The sequence below is a fragment of the Myxococcus sp. RHSTA-1-4 genome, from assembly GCF_020037125.1.
Taxonomy (GTDB): Bacteria; Myxococcota; Myxococcia; order Myxococcales; family Myxococcaceae; genus Myxococcus.
This window is the reverse complement of sequence record NZ_JAIQDG010000005.1, coordinates 183,639-200,606: the sequence shown is the minus strand read 5'-3', so window position 1 is coordinate 200,606 and position 16,968 is coordinate 183,639. Positions and strand designations below refer to the sequence as shown.

Annotated in this window: 14 protein-coding genes, 2 tRNA genes and 1 pseudogene; 3 read left to right on the top strand and 14 right to left on the bottom strand. The window is 69.2% G+C overall.

The window, feature by feature from the left end; genetic code table 11:
* Nucleotides 1–61 precede the first annotated feature (61 nt).
* Nucleotides 62–1,531, bottom strand: coding sequence for a M91 family zinc metallopeptidase (locus K8638_RS10045; RefSeq protein ID WP_223754232.1), 1,470 nt, complete (start codon nt 1,529–1,531; stop codon nt 62–64).
* A gap of 158 nt (nt 1,532–1,689) precedes the next feature.
* Between K8638_RS10045 and K8638_RS10040 the strand changes: the two genes are divergently transcribed.
* Nucleotides 1,690–3,138: a serine hydrolase gene (locus K8638_RS10040; protein ID WP_223754231.1), complete on the top strand. Its 1,449-nt coding sequence runs from the start codon at nt 1,690–1,692 to the stop codon at nt 3,136–3,138.
* Between the two features lie 140 nt (nt 3,139–3,278).
* Nucleotides 3,279–3,929: a bifunctional 2-polyprenyl-6-hydroxyphenol methylase/3-demethylubiquinol 3-O-methyltransferase UbiG gene (locus K8638_RS10035; protein WP_223754230.1), complete on the top strand. Its 651-nt coding sequence runs from the start codon at nt 3,279–3,281 to the stop codon at nt 3,927–3,929.
* Nucleotides 3,930–4,022: 93 nt separating this feature from the next.
* Here K8638_RS10035 and K8638_RS10030 read toward each other — a convergent pair whose 3' ends face one another.
* The 11 genes from K8638_RS10030 to K8638_RS09980 form a co-directional block, all read right to left on the bottom strand.
* Entirely contained in the window at nt 4,023–4,562 is a 540-nt protein-coding gene (locus K8638_RS10030) for a hypothetical protein (RefSeq protein ID WP_223754229.1), read from the bottom strand.
* Nucleotides 4,563–4,771: 209 nt separating this feature from the next.
* Nucleotides 4,772–5,536, bottom strand: a complete 765-nt coding sequence (locus tag K8638_RS10025; protein WP_223754228.1) for an SGNH/GDSL hydrolase family protein — start codon at nt 5,534–5,536, stop codon at nt 4,772–4,774.
* Nucleotides 5,537–6,112: 576 nt separating this feature from the next.
* Nucleotides 6,113–6,604: a GFA family protein gene (locus K8638_RS10020; protein WP_223754227.1), complete on the bottom strand. Its 492-nt coding sequence runs from the start codon at nt 6,602–6,604 to the stop codon at nt 6,113–6,115.
* A 13-nt stretch (nt 6,605–6,617) separates the two neighbouring features.
* Nucleotides 6,618–7,022 carry a hypothetical protein gene (locus tag K8638_RS10015; protein WP_223754226.1) on the bottom strand — a complete coding sequence of 135 codons (405 nt, stop codon included), beginning with the start codon at nt 7,020–7,022 and terminating at the stop codon, nt 6,618–6,620.
* A gap of 271 nt (nt 7,023–7,293) precedes the next feature.
* The gene (locus K8638_RS10010; protein WP_223754225.1) at nt 7,294–7,566 is read right to left on the bottom strand and encodes a hypothetical protein; all 273 of its coding nucleotides are present in this window, start codon (nt 7,564–7,566) and stop codon (nt 7,294–7,296) included.
* Between the two features lie 38 nt (nt 7,567–7,604).
* Complete coding sequence (locus tag K8638_RS10005) at nt 7,605–9,182, bottom strand: DUF1501 domain-containing protein (protein ID WP_223754224.1); 1,578 nt, start codon at nt 9,180–9,182, stop codon at nt 7,605–7,607.
* Nucleotides 9,183–9,194: 12 nt separating this feature from the next.
* Complete coding sequence (locus K8638_RS10000) at nt 9,195–10,244, bottom strand: hypothetical protein (protein ID WP_223754223.1); 1,050 nt, start codon at nt 10,242–10,244, stop codon at nt 9,195–9,197.
* Nucleotides 10,244–12,085 carry a hypothetical protein gene (locus tag K8638_RS09995; RefSeq protein WP_223754222.1) on the bottom strand — a complete coding sequence of 614 codons (1,842 nt, stop codon included), beginning with the start codon at nt 12,083–12,085 and terminating at the stop codon, nt 10,244–10,246. Before K8638_RS09995 ends, K8638_RS10000 begins: the two co-directional genes overlap by 1 nt.
* 250 nt (nt 12,086–12,335) lie before the next feature.
* Nucleotides 12,336–13,082, bottom strand: a complete 747-nt coding sequence (locus K8638_RS45150; RefSeq protein WP_223754221.1) for an immunity 52 family protein — start codon at nt 13,080–13,082, stop codon at nt 12,336–12,338.
* Nucleotides 13,083–13,094: 12 nt separating this feature from the next.
* Nucleotides 13,095–14,393: a Tox-REase-5 domain-containing protein gene (locus K8638_RS44835; protein WP_305071151.1), complete on the bottom strand. Its 1,299-nt coding sequence runs from the start codon at nt 14,391–14,393 to the stop codon at nt 13,095–13,097.
* A gap of 313 nt (nt 14,394–14,706) precedes the next feature.
* Entirely contained in the window at nt 14,707–16,047 is a 1,341-nt protein-coding gene (locus tag K8638_RS09980; RefSeq protein ID WP_223754219.1) for a hypothetical protein, read from the bottom strand.
* Between the two features lie 166 nt (nt 16,048–16,213).
* On the opposite strand from K8638_RS09980, the pseudogene K8638_RS09975 reads away from it, so the two are divergent.
* Nucleotides 16,214–16,757, top strand: a pseudogene (locus tag K8638_RS09975) (tyrosine-type recombinase/integrase); the annotation flags it as partial.
* 54 nt (nt 16,758–16,811) lie between these two features.
* On the opposite strand, the gene K8638_RS09970 reads toward K8638_RS09975, so the two are convergent.
* Both K8638_RS09970 and K8638_RS09965 read right to left on the bottom strand, forming a co-directional pair.
* Nucleotides 16,812–16,888 (bottom strand) — tRNA-Asp (locus K8638_RS09970).
* A 7-nt stretch (nt 16,889–16,895) separates the two neighbouring features.
* Nucleotides 16,896–16,967 (bottom strand) — tRNA-Val (locus K8638_RS09965).
* Between the last annotated feature and the right edge of the window lies 1 nt (nt 16,968).

Genomic DNA, 16,968 nt, shown 5'->3' with positions numbered 1-16,968 from the left:
GGGCAGGGGGGCGCTCACGAGCGCCTCCAGGTGCCCTCATGCGTGCGACTCCGTGCCTGGCCTAGTAGCGCGGACGGGTGGGCAGGTTCAGGTCGTCGCGCAGGTCGTTCTCGGCGGTCCGGTCCTGCTTGCGCTTGGGCGTCGACGGGTCGTTGTCGTGGTCGTACGGCAGGCCCACCGCGGAGTGCTCCAGGTTGCGGACGCCCTCGGACGTGCCCGGGGCGAGCTCGCCGTTCACGAAGTCGGAGGCGTGCACCAGCTCGTGGAAGAGGCCGACGATGGGCGGGCGGTTCATCCACTCCTCGCCGCCCAGGGAGATGCGCGAGGTGTTGTAGTTCACCTGCGAGTCGGTGCCCTTGCCCGGCGTGCCATCCGCGGACATGTAGCCGTCGTTGAAGTTCGTCCCGGTGGCGGAGTTCCCGCCGGCCGTCGACTGGATGGTGGTCTTCTTGCCGCTGGAGTCCAGCCGGCGCAGCAGGTCCTGGCCCGACGGGAGCGAGCGCATCGCGTCCAGGTCCGACTGCACGCGGGCGTTGAAGTCGGCGTCCTCGCCGGATGCGACGGACACGGAGCTGCCCAGCGAGTCCGAGTCCGTCATGTCGACGGTCTGCCGCGTGTCCTCGGCCGAGGCGTCGACGGCGTCGTCGTCCTGGACGTAGAGCTTGTCGCTGCCCTCGCCGCCCGAGACGGCGTCCGTGCCCAGGCCACCCGCCACCGCGTCGTTGCCCGCCCCGCCCGACAGCGCGTCGTTGCCCCGCCCGCCAATCACCTGGTCATCGCCGTCGCCGCCGCTCATGGCGTCGTTGCCCGCGCCGCCGTCCATGTAGTCACGCCCGGCGCCGCCATCCATGCTGTCCGAGCCGTCGAGGCCGTACATGACGTCCCGGCCGTCGCCGCCGGAGATGGCGTCGTTGCCGCCCCGGGCCTCGATGTAGTCGTCGCCGCCGCCGCCCGACAGCGCGTCGTTGCCCATGCCGCCGACGAGGCTGTCGTTGCCCTCGCCACCGTCGATGCTGACGCCCTGGGTGACGCTGGAGTCGACGGTGATGGCGTCGTTGCCGTCCCCGCCGCGGATGACCGCGTTCTTCGCCTGCTCCGCCGTGAGGGTCACCGTGTTGCCGCCCGAGGTGACGGACAGGCCACCGTCCTGCGTCTGGGAGATGGTGGCGTTGTCGTTGCCGGAGCCCAGGTCCACCACGGTGCGGCCGGAGGCGTCCGTGGAGACGGTGGGGCCCGGCGTGGGCGCAGGCGTCGGGCCACCGGGCTTCTTCGCGGTGGTCTCGGTGCCGGGGGCGTGGGGGCCGTGGGAGTGGTTGCCAATCTCCCCCAGCAGCGTCTGGCGCTGGGCCGCCGCTCCCCGGGGGGCCGCGTCGAAGCCGTCGCGGAAGCGCTCGGCGACGGCGGTCTTCATGGCATTGGGCTGCGTCTTGACCGCCGCCTGCGGCGAGGCCTTCTGCGAGACCCGGGGCTCGACCTGCCGGACCTGCGACGAAGTCGATGCGCGGGAACCGGAGCTTCCAATCCTGGTCATGACGATTCTCCCGGGGACTGCGGCGGTCGGTCCGGACCCCCACACGACTCCGCCGTGGAGAGGACCTTGTAGCCCATTGTCGGAGTGTCGCCCCCGGAGTTGCGTCCCGCCTCTCGTGGCGGGCAATGGGGGGCCGGGTCGTCCGTAGGCGTCCGGGAATGAACCTCCTTGCGCTGCTCGGTGCCTCGCTCATCCTCCAGGTCACCCCACCCGAGTTCCCCGATACGCCCCCGGGCCGTGTGGCGCGGGCGTGGGTGGAGGCCGTCCAGAGCGGAGACAGCGCGAAGATAGAGCCATTCGTGCAGCGCTATCTGAGCGTGGACCCGCTGCTCTGGACGACCCGCGCCAACTACCGCGTGCTGATGAAGAACGTGCATGACCCCATGGGCCTGGAGGTGGGGGAGGTCCAGGCTCGGGGGGATGACGTCCTCTCGTTCATCCTCACCTCGCGGCGGGACGGCCGGCGCAGCCGCGTCACCGTCTACTCGGACCCGGAGGGCAGGGAGGTGGACGTGAGCCTCGCGCCCGTGCCGTCCCCAGAGGAGCAGGCGCGCTTCCAGTGGCCCGATGGCGGCGCGCTGGGCCGGCAGGGGACGCTCGACGCCATCCGGCGTCACCTCGGCCTGCTGGCGAAGCATGACAGGTGGTCCGGCGTGGTGCTCATCGCCAAGGGCGACAAGGTGCTGCTCTCCACGGCGCACGGTCTGGCGGACCGCGCGTTCCAGGTCCCCATCCGCGAGGGGACGCGGTTCGACCTTGCGTCGGTGGGGAAGATGTTCACCGCGGCGGCGGTGGCGCAGCTCGTGGACGAAGGCCGGGTGTCGCTGGAGGACACGGTGGGGAAGCACCTGCCGGACTACCCGGACGCGGCGGTGCGGGAGAAGGTCACCGTGCGCCACCTGCTGACCCACACGGGCGGGCTGGGCACCCTGTTCGGCTCGCCGGGCTTCGACGCGACCCGGCGCTATACCGACGCCACGGACATGACCACCGCCTTCCATGGCGAGCCACTGCGGTTCGAGCCGGGGACGGACTGGTCCTACAGCAACGCCGGGTTCGTCCTGCTCGGCGCCATCATCGAGCGCATCGAGGGCAGGCACTACCGGGACTCCCTTCGCGAGCGCATCTGGACGCCGCTCGGGATGACGGGCACCGACATCGTGGGCCGCGACGCCGTCGTGCGGGACCTGGCGCGCATCCATGACCGCACGCCGCTGGACCCGTTCGGGCGAGAGCCCAAGGTGCTGGACAGCCGGAACTACGGCTGGATTGGCGGACCACATGGGGGCGGCCACTCCACGGCCATGGACCTCTTCAGGTTCATGCGGGCGCTCAGGAAGGGGAAGCTGATGAAGCCCGGGACGCTCGAGGCATTCCTCACGCCCCCACCGGGCTCTCCGGACCCGAACTACGCCCACGGCTTTCGGACGGCGCAGGTGGAGGGGCACCGGCTCATCTTCCACGGCGGCCACCTGCGCGCCGACGTGGGCATCTTCTGGGACCTGGACGTCACCGTGATTGTCCTGGGCAATGACCTGTACGACAGCGTGGCGGGGGTTTCGCGGCCCATCCGGACGCTCATCGCGCGGAATGCCCAGGCGTTCTGATTCACGGCCCGGCTGTTCCAGCCCGGTCTGACACGCGCGGGAGTGGCCACCCGGCCTGTAGACATGCTCGCCAGGTGCTCGACTTCAGTGCCGATAGCGCCTATTTCGCGTCTGGTCCAACCGCGCGAGGCGCACAACTGATGCCCGGTGCGGCAACGCGGCGCCCGTCATTGCTGGACGTGGGGTGCGCGCATGGGTGGTTCCTGGAGGCCACGGCCAGGGAGTTCGCGGGCGTGGGGCTCGAGCCTGACGTGGCCGTGGCACAGGCCGCGCAGTCCCGTGGCCTGCCCGTCCGCGGAGGCTTCTTTCCGGATGCGCTGAGCGCGGACGAGCGCTTCGAGGTCATCGTCTTCAACGACGTGCTCGAGCACATCCCCGATATCAACTCCACGCTGTCGGCCTGCTTCGAGCGGCTCCAGCCAGGCGGGGTGCTGGTGATCAACGCACCGTCACGGCGCGGAGTCCTTTATCGGGTTGCACGACTCCTGGGCAGGCTCGGACTGCCGGGCTCATTCGCGCGCTTGTGGCAGATGGGGTTCCCGTCTCCACACGTGCATTACCTGGACTCGGATTCGGAGGCCGCGCTGGCGCGGCGGCACGGCTTCCGGCTCGAAGCGCAGATGGCGCTGCCTTCGGTGTCGACCCAGGGGCTGTATGCGCGCATTCGCTACTCGCGCGATGTCTCCGTGCCCAAGGCAGTGGCGCTGACGGCGGCCGTAGGCATGGCCAGTCCGCTGCTGGCGGTACTTCCTCCCGATATCGAGGTCTGGTTCCTGCGCCGTCAGGCGTGATGGACTGGAAGCTGCCGCCACCGCAGGCAGCCGGAGGGGACGGTGCTGTACGAGGCGGTGAGGGAGAACCTGGCCACGCTCTTCCCGCGGTTCTCAGTTCCGGCCGTAGACGCGGCGCCGCTGGTAGCGGAAGAACCCTGCGTCCTCCTCGCGCGCGATGGTCGGTGCCTCGTGTTCGAAGTACTGCTCGCGCAAGGAACGCAACTCGGCCTCGAGGGCTTCACCCTGCTCGAGCCGCGAGAACAGCTCCGCTCGCGCCTTCATGTACGCATGCCCGTTCTCCCAGCGCGCGTCCCGGTACGCATCGTCCGCCGCTCTGCGGGCGATCATCTCCTCGGAGTAGCCCATGCGCCGCCGTATGCCGGCGAGGGCGGCCCGTCGCTCCTCGACCGGCATCGCGGCGAGGCGTGCCTGCACCGGCTCGAGCCGTAGGAACACCTCGGTCGCCTGCGACCGCACCAGATGGGCCTCCGGCTCTCTTGGGTCCACGCCGGCGCCCGCGGACAGCCGGTCGAGAAACGCGCTCTGCTGCGCCTCGAGCGAGAGCGTCGGGTCCACGTCGAGGAGCTCTCGCCGTCTCGTCTCCTCCTCGTGCTCGTGGGCGAGCGCCGCCTGCATCCAGCGCGCGGCCACCTCCCCGTCCTGGTCCTTTGCCTTCTCCGCCCGTCCGGGGGCCTCGCCGTGGAGCCGTCGTGGCGCTTCCCCGGGACTCACCGAAGCGGGCTGCGACGCACCGGCCCGTGCGACCGGCGCGCCCCCGCCTCGAAAGAAGGGGAGCGCGCCAGCCATGAGGAGGGCGCCGGACGCGAGGAGGACGATGATTCTCCCGCGCCGACTGCGCATCAGAGTCGCGGCCCCAGCTCGGACCAGATGAGCCCGGCGATCTTGTTCGAACCCGAGGTCGTCGGGTGAACACCGTCGGACTTGATGTCGGCGTTGGTGATCACCGGCCGCGGATCGACGAACGCGCAGTCGACGACGGCGTTCGAGCACGCCTTGGCCAGAATCTGATCTCCGTAGTCGACGGCCTCGTCGAGGTCGTCGGCGCCGAGGAGCCCACCCTTCGTGTGGTAGTAGCCGAGGTAGACGACGTCGGTGACGCCGCTGGCCGACATGTCGTTCAGCATGTCCGCCACGTCGACGTAGATGTCGTTGATGTACTCCCGGCAGCTCTGCGAGAGGCGGCCGAACTCATACCACTGCGTCTTGCAGTCGTAGGGGTCGGCGAGCGCGATGGTGGGGATGAGGATGTCGTTTCCTCCGCCGTCCATCACCACGATGGGGCTGTTCGGATTGTCGCTCTCGGCGAGGTCGAACTGCCCGCGGATGGAGGGGGTGACGACCCCGCCCTCCAGCTCCGCGCCGGAGGTCGTGTAGTTGCGGAACGTCTCGCCCGCCTTGGCGTGGATCGCGCTCTGGATCTCCCCCGAGAGCGCGAAGATTGAGTCGCCCAGGAACACGACGCCGTCGTTGTCCGCGTCGGGAATCCACGGGGCGCTCATGAGCTGACCGAGGCCACAGCCGACGAGGAGCGCGGGGGCCGAGACGGCGAGGGCGAGCGTCCACCGGGGCAGACGCGCGCGGCCAGGGACTTGGAGCTTCTTCATGTGGTTCCTCCCGCCGGCAGGTCCAGCCCACCAGCGTGCATTGGAGAGGCGTCCCGAGGAGGGGAAGCCCCTCATGATGATTGTTCCGTCATCCGGACTTTCCGGATGACGTCCTAATCAGCACACAGAGTTGACTTGAATGTCAAAACAGAAAATGCAGTGAAATCGGAAAAGTCTCCGAGGGGTTCACGAGGGGCGGAGCCGGTGCTGGAGGAGGAGAGCCCGGCCCAGGCTGCGACGGAGGAGCGCACGTCGCGATGGGATGGGGCGGGGCTGCTGCGCCGGACGTTCGCGCTGGAGCCCGGGTAGACCTCGCACCGCGAGGCTCCAAGTAACAGCGGGTGACGCCCCCGTCCTGGCAAGCTCGACATGAACATCCAGGGCCTGGGCGGCATGTGCCTCCACTCGGACGGCTTCTACAACCGTGCAGCTCTGGGACTGCCACGGAGGCTCCATTTCCAAGGGATGCGCCCCTCGGCCTCCGCGTCTCCTCGGCGACACCTCGGGCCCCCTCGGCCGGCAGCTCGCGGTGGACCCGCGGGCCCTCGAGGGGCGGGCGCTGGAGCCGGCGCGCGCTCAGTCCTCCTCCACGCCGTGGCGCTGGTGCCAGCCGGCGATGGACTCCTTCGGGTAGCGCTTGAACTTCTTGTCCCCCTTCGCGGCGTGGACGGGGACCCAGTCCGGCTTGAAGTCGAGCATGATGTGCACGTGCTCCGGGGGCACCGGCAGGGGCGTGTCGATGGCGGACGCGAACGGGTGGATGAGCTCCGGCCACGTCGGGTCATACAGCCAGAGCGCCGAGCCGCACCGCCCACAGAAGTGACGCCGCCCCGTGCTCAGGCGCGCCTTCGCGTCCTCCGGGTTCTTGATGCGCGCGCGGTACACCTTGACGTGCTGCCCGCCGCGCACCTCGAGCGAGCCGGAGTCCCCCGACAGGTTGATGGCGTACCCACCGCCCCCCTGCGTCTTCCGGCAGATGGAGCAGTAGCAGCGCATGAAGGGCTGCGGGTGCTTCGTCTCCACGCTGAAGCGCACGCCACGGCAGTGGCACGAGCCTTCGAGCTTCATTCGTCCTCCCGGGTCAGAAGCCGTAGCGAATGCCGATACGGAGCTGCCGGGGAGGCTGTCGTTGGATGGGCGTCCTGAAGTTCACGTTCTCATCGGACGAACCGGAGGGCAGGTCCTCGGGGGTTCCTCCCTCGATGGGGAGGAAGGCCTCGAGCGTATAGGCCTCGTCCACGCGGGTCACCGCCTGGAAGTTGAAGAGGTTGAACACGGCCACCGAGAGGGACACCACCTGGTAGGACAGTCCCCCATCGGTGCTCATGTCCTCGACGGTGGTGTCGAGGTTCCGGTGGACGTACCAGGCCCCCAGCCGCGGGGTGTCCGTCAGCGCATGCTCGGCTCCCGCCATGAGCTCGGTGGAGGACTGCGGCAGCAGCTCGCGCTCCTCCGTGAAGGGGGACCGCGCGGCGAAGAGGTGCATCTCTCGGACCGGAGGAGCTCGACGTCTCCGCCCGCCTTGAGCACGTGACTGCCCAGCGCGTTGAACAGCCAGGCGCCCTTCGCGTTCGCCTGATAGCGGTCCAGGGTTCCACCCAGCGGGACGGACGAGCCCAGCAGGGCGCCATGCACCGGCGCCCCTCCTCGCGTGTCGAGCGGCTGCAACACGGCGGCGGCCTCCGAGGTCGCGTCCTGCCGGGACGGGATGCCGGAGACGGAGAGCGACAGGCCGTGGTCCTCCCCCGGCCGGAAGGTCACCTTGGCCAGGTACTGAAGGCTGCGGGCGTCGAGGAAGCAGCCCCGCCGAGCGTGGCCCCAAGGTCTCCCAGGTTCTTCATCCGCGTGGAGGTGCTGAAGATGGTGCCCCTGTTCGGGGTGGGCTCGGGCTGTCCCTCCAGGGCGCCGGGAGTCCAGTGGGCGAAGACGGAGCCACGGAATTCATTGGTGCCCGTGCGCGTCACCGCGTTGATGACGCCTCCCTGGGCGCGGCCCTCCTCGGGGAGGTAGCCGCCCAGGCGGACCTCCACCGCCTCGAGGAACTCGACGCTCAGTGGCCGGAACCGCCCTACGCCTTCCGGATTCCCACCACCTCGCCGTAGCCACCGGGGATGAAGAATTCATGCGGCTCCATGCCCATGATTCGCAGCGCGGTGGTGACGGCGTCCGCGGACCTGGGGACGCGCCTCGAGGGCTGACCGGTCTCCTCGATGATGTCCACCGGGACGCCGAGCCCGCGCGTCGTGTACGAGCCCACCTGCCGGTTCCCCGCCACGTTTCCGCCCGCGAAGCAGACCGAGGTGTAGGGGTGGTGGTCATCCGGCTGGGCGTAGCTGCCATCACTCCCGCGCGAGGCCCAGCTCCGGCCGAACTCGCTCATCACCAGCACCAGGGTGTCGTCGAGCAACGTCTTGCCCGGCTTGCCCGGAGCAGGCGAGGCCTTCATCTCGCCCAGGAAGCGCGCGACGCAGTCCATCAGCCCGCGGCCGTGCGCGCAGCTGTAGGCATGGCCCTGTCCGTTGTGGGTGTCGAAGTCGAGCCGCAGTGAGACGTGCACCGAGGTGCACAGGTCCGACTTGAGCAGGCGCAGCGCCATGTCCATCCGCGGGTCGAGCCCGGTGAGGTGGAAGTTCGCGAGGCCGAACGTGTAGGTGAAGGCCTCGCTCAGGTAGCTCGACAGGTACGCGGGACGGTTCGTCTTCAGCGCGTCGATGCCCTTGGTGCTCTCCAGCACGGACACGACATCCGTCGCCAGCACGCGGGAGACGGACGACAGCGAGCCATGCAGGCCCTCCAGGTAGCTGTCCACCTTCGCCGTCGAGCGGCCCAGGAGCTGCTGGGCGCGCGAGAGCGAGAAGCGCTCCACCGTCGTCGTCTTCAAGGTGCTCCCGGTGGGCTGGCCGCGCGCGTCCAGTTCGGGCCCCTCGGTGCGCGCATCCAGCCCCGTCCACCAGGCGTTGTCCGCGGGCTTCGCGGAGAGCATCGGCTTGAGCGCTTCGATGGACGGAACGCGAACCGGCGAGGCGTGGGAGGGCAACCCCATGCCGACCGGCGTCCCTCGTTCTCCGGAGACGACCACGAATGGCAGCGGCCGGCTCTCGCGGTACCGCTCGTACAGGTGGTTCGCGATGACCGAATGTACGGCGGGCGCCCGGTAGTCCGCGCCGGCGACACCGCACATCGCGGAGATGAAGGCGCTCGCGTGGTCGTTGGTGCCCTGGTCGATGCCGTGCAGCACGCTCAGTTGCTCATGCAGCGCGAAGTGCTGGTAGCCGTACATGAGCGGGCTGAAGCTGCCGCGCGCGCCGGGGTCCTGGGGATTCCAGGACTGCCAGGTCCGCAGCGGCTTGTAGGGGCCGTTCGCGGGCGCGAGGCTCACCACCTTGCTCGCATCGAAGAAGACGGGCTCTCCGCTGTAGCCGGCGGGCGCCGGGACGCAGAGCGGAATCTCCGCGTCCTCCAGCGGGGTGAAGTAGTACGCCGGCCGGAAGCCGCCCGGGATGTAGAGCACCACGAGCCGGGAGGGGACGTCGGCGTCCGCGGCATGCGCGATACCGGAGCCGAGGAGCCCCGCGCGTTCGAGGAGCGCGAGCTGCCCCGCTCCGAGGGCCCACTTGAGCAACGTGCGTCGGGAGGTGTTCGGCATGGAGTCCTCGGCTCAGTAGGTAATCCACAGCGGGTGACGGATGAGCGCCGCGCAGACGCCAATCCAGGCCAGGCGCGTGCTCTGCGTCTCGAGCGGGAGGTAGACCTGCTCGTACAGCGCCTTCGCTTCCGCGTCCGGAGGCGGCTGTCCGAGCATGCGCAGGTAGAGGTTGCGCAGGTTCTTCTGCACCGCGTCCGGGTTCTTGGAGGAGGTGTCCGCGAGCGTCACGTAGCGCAGCACCGCCGTGTTGTTCCGCTTGTCCACCGCGCGAGCGCACCAGGCCTGGGACATCTGGACCAGCGCCTGCGCGGCGGAGGGACCGAAGCTCACGTCCTTCTTGCGGTACAGCAGCGAGTTGCCACCTCCGAGCGCCTCGAAGCGCTCGACGGTGCGCGCGTCGGAGACGTACTCGCCCGAGATGCCGGGCGCCCAGTCACCGGGCCACACGAAGAACTTGTTCCAGTTCACCACGTACGCCCGGTTGCGCCAGTTGGGGTCGCTGGTGCTGACGAAGTCCTCGAGCGTGAGCCCGAGTTGGTCCATCAGGCTCACCACCATCTCCTCGGCGGACAGCCGGCGGACGCCGAACTCCTCGGGCGACGGCGTCTCCATCTGCGCGGGGGGCGCCGGCAGGTCGCGAATCCACCCTTCCACCTGCGCGATGGTCAGCGTGACGCGGCCGCTGGCGACGAACTCGTCGTAGGGCTGGCCCGGCGGCATCTGGGGATAGCTCCCGGGGGCGGTGCCCTTGAGCATCTGGACGAGCAGGCTGTTGTCCGGGTCCCCGCGCTTCACGTACCGCTCGTCGTAGACGAGCCCGTTCTCGAACGCGGCGAGCGAGGCGAAGAAGGGCTTGTTGCCGGTGACGTGGCAGCCCTGGCACGCGGGCGCGAGCGCGAGCCGTATCTCGTCGTTCCTGCTCGTGGCCTCGCAGCTCGTGCCGCCGTCCCCGGGGGTGGCCGAGTCATTGATGCGGGCCGCTTCCTGCTCCAGGCAGGCCGTCAGGGTGAGCGGGAGCGAGGCCAGCACGGCCGCCCCCAGCAACGAACGCAACGTGCGCATCACAGGCCCCTCCTCAGCTCGGGCTGCTCGAAGAGATAGCGGAGGAAGGGCCGGAGCTTGCGCTCCCTGGCGACGAACTCCCTGGCGAGCTTGTCGATGAAGCCCTTCTCCGTGGCCGGGTTCAGCTCCCGGCCAATGAACATCGCGTAGAGCCTGCGCGCGGTGCAGCGGTCGAACTCACCGGAGCGGACGAGGAGCTTGCCGAAGCCGAGCGGGCCCATGGTGCCGTCGCCGTGCTCCCCCAGCAGCGTGTACGTCTCGGGCATCGTGTCGAGCAGCACCGCCTCCGGATTGGCCTTGAGCTGCTCGGGGGTGACCGGGGTCAGCACGGTGTTGGGCAGGAAGGCGTTCTTCCAGCGGAAGCCCGGCGTGTTGCCGGTGTGCGGATACTGCCCGGACAGCCAGTCCTTCGTGACGCGCTGGTTGCCCACGCCCGGGATGAAGGGCCACGGGACGTAGTAGCTCGGGAACGGGGTGAAGTCCCACCGCTTGAAGAAGATGGCCGCGGGGTCCAGCGTCTTGTGGCAGTGCAGACATGTCCCGCCGGTCGCCGGGTCGACTTCCAGGGGAGGGAAGTGCACGTCCGCGGGAGGCGGCGAGAAGCTCTGGCAGGCGAACATCTCCAGGAAGCGCGCGGCCCGGACGCGCTCGCGGGGGAACGAGGACATCGCGCCCATCATGGTGAGCACCCCGGCGGCCGGAAGGCCCCTGGGCGCCTCGGTCGTGGTGCGCGGGTCGAAGCGGTAGGTGCGGTCGAGGCTGCCGGAGCGCGACCGGTCGTCGGTGAGCGCGAGGTGGAAGGGCTCCAGGTCTTCCACCACGAACTCGCGCCAGGCCTGCGGGTCGTTGGGGGCCGGGTGCAGCGGGTCGCGCGGGGCGTTGTCCGCGTCCGGGCGCCACCACGTGGTGTTCGCGTCCACCGCGCTGCTGCCCATCTGGCGGCCGAAGCGCACGTACAGCGCGCGCAGCCAGTTGGTTCCGACCGAGTAGTTGCCGATGACGAGGTCCGAGAGCGGCCGGTCATGCCACGCGAGGTGCGCGAACAGGCGCGCGGGCTCCTCGTACGGGTGGCGGCGTTGAGCGCCGATGAGGTCGAAGGTGCTCGAGCCGCCCAGGCCGGAGAGCGGCGAGCACCACACCAGGTTCGGTCCGCAGCCGCACCCCGTGCGCAGCCCGGGGTCGTAGTAGCCACCGCTCGCGACGCCGCAGTCGTACACCTTCCCCGAGGAGGAATCGACGACCTGCGTGACGCTGGAGCCGGCCTTGCCGAGCACCTCGACCGTGGTTCCCGGAGCCCACCAGGGCTCGACGGTGTGCACCTCGGGCACGGCGGCATTGCCGTCTCCGTCCTTGTCCGAGCACTGCTGGCTCGGGTTCTTCGAGCCGAACTCGTTCACGGCGTAGTACGCGCCCGGGTGCAGGCTGTTGGCGGGGCACCTGTGCAGGTGGCCGGCCATGTCGCCCTGGTACGCGTCGCCCTGGGCGCCGGTGGTGTATGCGCCCACCGCGAGCCACTCGTGTCCGAAGTGCAGCATGCGCTCGTAGAACTTCGGAGAGGCGAGCACCTCATCGAGCATCGAGCGCAGGAGCGCGGCGCGTGCTTCGGGGGTGGCCGCGGCCGCCATGGCCTCGTACTGCTCGATGGCCGGCGTGGTCCCCGTGAGTCCGAGCACGATGCGCCGCAAGAGCCGCGTGTCGCTCAGTAGGTCATTGAGTGGCTTGACCGGCGGGGGCGGCTCGGGAGTGCATTGCTGCGCGTGCGCGCCGGGCCCGAGGAACCCGGACATCGCGAACAGCACGGCAAGCAGGGCCGCGCTCTTCAGGTGCAGGTGCCAGTGCATGCATGAAACACTAGCATCAAGCACTGCACCCGGACGTGAGGGGTTTTGTCTGTCATTTCGTGAGAAAGCGGGGTGGACTCCCCTCTACACCTGCCAGTCTTTCCCGGCTCGGTCCAACCTGACTTTGCGTTTTGAGCCGACTCCCACCAGCCCGCCTCCGCCAGCGCGCGCATCCACCGCACGACTTCCTGCTCGACCATCGACTCCTCCGATGGTGGCCCCTCCATCGGCTCGCGGAACGGTTGGAGAATCAAGGGGTTACGGGCTGCATGAGGCCGGCTCTGGCCAGCAACTCACACACACGGCGGCCCTGCTCGACGTGCTCGGGGTTCCTCGCCGTCAGGCGCTCGGGTGTGAGGACGATCAGCGTGCCCTTGTCCTCAACCGGCTCGATGCGGACAGGAGCCGGCAGCGGTGGCACAGCCCCCCGACGCCGCGACAGGTACGTGACCCAGCCTACGAACGCGCCCGACTTTGACGGTTCGCGCATCAACCTTCTGTAGCTATCGGACGTGGCCACCACCCAGTCAGGGTCCCAGGCCAGAGCCATGCTCCGCACCACTCCAGCCAGCACAGGAACGGCGAGCACCCGCTCTGCTTCCGGGCCGGTGATGGGCAGGGTCAATACGCACGCATTGGAGACTGCCTCTGAGTAACACCCGCAGAGAATCTGAAGTCCCGACCTGTCGAACTTCCCACCGCCGTTGTCAAACCAGAGGGTGTACCCCAGTTGCTCGATGGCCGGTCCGCCACGCTCCCGGTTGACGCCGCGCCGGAATAAACCGGTGAGCGTGGGCACATCGGGCGGCATCAGTGGGTGCTTGCGCGCGTCCTTGGCTGACCGGGCGGGCTTGTACCAGTGAGCTAGCAGCGGGTCATACGGAGCCAGGAGGTTGAGGAAGTTTGCCGCGCGCTGAGCGCATTCTTCGGGCGACTCCTGTCGAGGCCCCCAGTAGGCACCGGCATAGTAGCCCTCAGGCACAGGTCTCTCGGTCACAGTGGTCTCCACTCAGAGGGGAGGGGTGTGAACAACCCTGATCTCGCTGATCAGGCTGCGCTCGAAGAGCAACTTGATGGCTTCGGCCACCTTCGCCTCGGCCACATGCCATTCAATGGGGATACCCATGCCGCGCACTCTTTCAATCTGACGCTGTGCTTGCTTGAGCATCTCCGCTGCCCCTGAGTTCGCGAACCAGAATTTAGGATCGAGGCTGTCCTCAAACTTGTTTGCGTAGTTGGGCCCCTTTGCCTCCAGTAACACGCCGTCCTTGAAGCCGTCGAACTTCACGCCGCCCTCTGCCGTGCTCATACCGCCGACCCAGTATGCCTCTTCGGCGCTATGTCCCGTGATTTGCTCTTGGTAGCGCCGGGCAGGTGGCTTCATGGACTCCTTCGCGGGGCCCCACTGTCCAGGCCCATTCGATGGCCCGGCGCCCTGCGCTGCCGTGTTGGCGCGTTGAAGAATGATGGCGGCCCCGGGGCCACCGCTCAGCACGACTGCCGCTCTTCCCACTGGCACCGTGACGCGCTCAATTGCCAGCACTCCCTGCGCGGACAGCGACAGCACCGGCACCGCTGCTTCGGCACCGGCCAGCGCCCCGGTAATCGTGCGCGTGGTGGCCGTGGCGGTGCCCGCCGTCACGAGGAGGTTCGTGGCCAACTCGGCAACTGCCTGCACCTGCTCCCCGCGCGTCATGTACCGGAAGCGCTCGAAGTATTCGGGCGAGGAGGCGATGAGCGCGGCCACGCCAGCGGGCAGGTTCTTCAGTGAGGCGATGCTGTCCAGCGGGTAGGTGAAGAAGTGGCCGATGGAGAGCGCCAGCTTCACGAACGCCGCTTCTGCTCCGTCCAGGGTGCGGCCCACGTAGTCCGCATCGTCGTACACCTCGACGAACACCGAGCCCTCGACAGGCTCCAGCCGTTCGTCCGCGAGCTGGAAGACGAAACCGTTGCTGACGTAGAAGCGCCCCAGCTCGAAGGGGCCCGCCCGGAATGCACCGTCCCGCCACTCCACGGGCGCGGCCTTCTGCTGCGTGCGGCCGGTGCGCGTCCAGGCCAGGTACCCGTCCGGCCGTAGCACCGCCACCCGGGCGAAGCGCTCCACGCGGCGCAGCAGCTCTTCTCGGGACACCTCGCCCTTCTCCAGCACCTCGCGCAGCAGATGGCCCACGGCCATTCGCGGCGGGAAGGTGCCGAGCGTCACCGGCTTACGGAGCAGCACTCCTAGAAGCCGCGCCGCCTGCGTGGGCGAGAGCGCGCCACCCAGGGGCCGCTCGTCCTGCTCCGCCAGCCCGGCGTCCGTCAGCAACTTCTCCCACGCATCCTCCTGCACGGTGCCACGAGCAACGGCGCCCCCAACGGCTCCCGCCACGCTGCCCGGGCTTGCTCCGGTCGCAACTTCACGGGAACGCCGACGGCGGCCCAGCCGTTCCGGTACCTCGGGGCCCGCGACGGACGGTGGCAGGATGGCGGAGGGGCCCGGGTGTTCCTCGCTCGGTGATGGCACCAACGCAGGCCCGGTGGCATTGCGCGGCGTGTAGCTCAGGTTGCTGCCCCGGCCCGGTGCTGGCGTCAGCGACGCGCAGCCTGTTGCGAGCAGGGCCACGCTCAGCAGCAGGGTGTTAGCGCGCATTGTCCACCCCAAGCCCCACCGAAGCGAATGCCCCCGGCCGCAGCGTCCCATCCCCTTGCGGGAACAGCAGCGTGCCGCCCGTGCCCAGCGCGTAGAGGCGCCCTCTCAGGAGCCGCCAGCGCACTTCGGCCGCCCCCAAGTAACGCGCCCCAGGCTGCCCCATGCCCACCCCCAGCCCCTTCAACGCCACTTCCAGGCTGCGCTCGAAGAGCTGCACCGCGACACGGCCGTCCACGTCGAAGCGGCCCCAGGTGAAGACTTCCGCGCCCAGCGACAATTGCAGGTGCCGGTAGAGCCCGCCGTAGCTCACCGCATCCCAACCCACCACCGCCTCCCCATAGAGGGAGAAGCCCTCCGGAAAGGGCGCCTCGGCCAGTGGCACGCCGTCAGGGCCTGCCGCATGGAAACGCGCCAGCTCGTAGTCCGGGCCGAAGAAGCCCTGCCGGAAGCCGCCGTGCTGCCTGCGCACCTCCAGCCGGAGTGTCATGTCCAACGTGGGTGTCACCGCATCCGCGCCCACGCCCACCACCGCGCCCCAGACGCCGTCCTCGCCAGGCCGTCCTCCCCAACCCGCGACCACGAGCGCTTCAAAGCCCGGACGCACCAGCACCACGGCGGTCGCGTCCAGGTGAGCCAGCGTCACCGGGGCTGCGCGGCCTCCCGCCTTGCCCCAGTCATGCACGGCGGAGAGAGCCAGCGTGTAGCGGCCCTTTTCCTTCGGCTTGCCGAAAAGGACGTGCTGTACGTCGAGGGAGAACTCCGCCCCCATCAGTCGCGCGCCCAGTACGTCCGAGACAAATGCTTCCGTGTAGAGCGGGCCCGCCGTGCCGGTGACGAAGCCTCCGGCCGGGTGATAGTCGGGATTCGTCCGGTTGGAGTAGCGCCGCACGAGGTGGCCCGTGAGCAGGCTGTAGCCTTCCAGCGCGCCGAACCACACCCCCAGCGGCGCGGTGTCCGAGCCGAACTTGAGCCCGCGCACGAGCTGTCCCCAGTCCGAGAGGCTGTCCCAGTCCTCCCGCCGAACGACGCTCGCGCCCTCACCGCCGCCCCACAAGCGCAGCCGCACAGGGGCGCCCACGCTGACGCCGAACTCCGGGCCGCCGTCGAGGATGACGGTCGGCTCCACCTGCGCCAAGCCCTCACTCTCGCCCGCCCCTGCGCGCGGCAGCAGCGCCAGCGTCGTCGCCTCCAAGCGCGTCAGGTAGTGCCATCGGCGCGGCGGAGGGGCCGGTGCGGGCGCGGCCTCCTCGGGGACGGGAGGCTCCGAGGTCCCTCCCGTCATGGGCAGCAGCAACAGCAACACAACCCCCACCCACTGGCGTCTCCCCATCGTGCGCGCCTCCTGGATGTGCTCCCCAATCGGGAAGCAGAGCCAGGTAATACCTGCTCAGTCCGACAGGAACGCCGGGCCTGCGGCACTTGCGCAGCGTGGGGCTGTGCAGCGTGGGGTCGTAGGGATGAGGGGGGGGCGAAGACGCCATGCCGTCGGCTGCCGGTTGGCGCTCAAGACGGGGCTGCGGCATGGGGAGTTGATCGGGCTCCAGTGGGGCGACGTGGACTTGCAGCGCGGCAAGCTCCAGGTGCGGCACTCTATCTGGCAGGGGGGACGGGCCTGTCCAAGGGCGGACGGGGGCGGACGGTGGACTTGCCCGGCTCCGTGGTGGACGCACTCAAGGAGCACCGGCACCTGCGCGGCCCCTACGTGTTCTGCCAGTCGGACGGCCAGCCGCTCACCGCGAGCATGACGGAGCGCCAGCTATCGCGGGCGGTGAGCCGGGCGGGCATCAGCCGCGAGCAGGGGCGCATCGCCTCACCTGGCACGACCTGCGCCACACCTACGGCAGCCACCTCGCCATGAGGGATGTCCCGCTCAAGGTCATCCAGGAGCTGATGGGCCACGCCACCATCGAAATGACGATGCGCTACGCCCACCTCGCGCCGGAGGCCCGGGAGAGCGCGGTGCAGCAGCTTGACCGGCCGGTGTCCCTCTCCACGTCGCTCTGGCCAACGACGACGGAGGGGTACTCTGATGGCACATGAGAGGCGGAGGAAAAAGAAAAGCCCAGCAACCCCTGAGGATTGCTGGGCTCTCAATGGCGAGGAGTACGGGACTTGAACCCGTGGCCTCCGGCGTGACAGGCCGGCGTTCTAACCAACTGAACTAACTCCCCACAACCATGGGCGGAACAGGGATTGAACCTGTGACCCTCGCCTTGTAAGGGCGACGCTCTACCGCTGAGCTATCCGCCCT

Excerpts from the sequence above, each read along its gene's own strand:
- K8638_RS10045 (WP_223754232.1), bottom strand. The coding sequence starts at position 1,531 with ATGACCAGGATTGGAAGCTCCGGTTCCCGCGCATCGACTTCGTCGCAG.
- K8638_RS10040 (WP_223754231.1), top strand. The coding sequence starts at position 1,690 with ATGAACCTCCTTGCGCTGCTCGGTGCCTCGCTCATCCTCCAGGTCACC.
- K8638_RS10035 (WP_223754230.1), top strand. The coding sequence starts at position 3,279 with ATGCCCGGTGCGGCAACGCGGCGCCCGTCATTGCTGGACGTGGGGTGC.
- K8638_RS10025 (WP_223754228.1), bottom strand. The coding sequence starts at position 5,536 with ATGAAGAAGCTCCAAGTCCCTGGCCGCGCGCGTCTGCCCCGGTGGACG.
- K8638_RS10020 (WP_223754227.1), bottom strand. The coding sequence starts at position 6,604 with ATGAAGCTCGAAGGCTCGTGCCACTGCCGTGGCGTGCGCTTCAGCGTG.
- K8638_RS10015 (WP_223754226.1), bottom strand. The coding sequence starts at position 7,022 with ATGCACCTCTTCGCCGCGCGGTCCCCCTTCACGGAGGAGCGCGAGCTG.
- K8638_RS10005 (WP_223754224.1), bottom strand. The coding sequence starts at position 9,182 with ATGCCGAACACCTCCCGACGCACGTTGCTCAAGTGGGCCCTCGGAGCG.
- K8638_RS10000 (WP_223754223.1), bottom strand. The coding sequence starts at position 10,244 with ATGCGCACGTTGCGTTCGTTGCTGGGGGCGGCCGTGCTGGCCTCGCTC.
- K8638_RS09995 (WP_223754222.1), bottom strand. The coding sequence starts at position 12,085 with ATGCACTGGCACCTGCACCTGAAGAGCGCGGCCCTGCTTGCCGTGCTG.
- K8638_RS09980 (WP_223754219.1), bottom strand. The coding sequence starts at position 16,047 with ATGGGGAGACGCCAGTGGGTGGGGGTTGTGTTGCTGTTGCTGCTGCCC.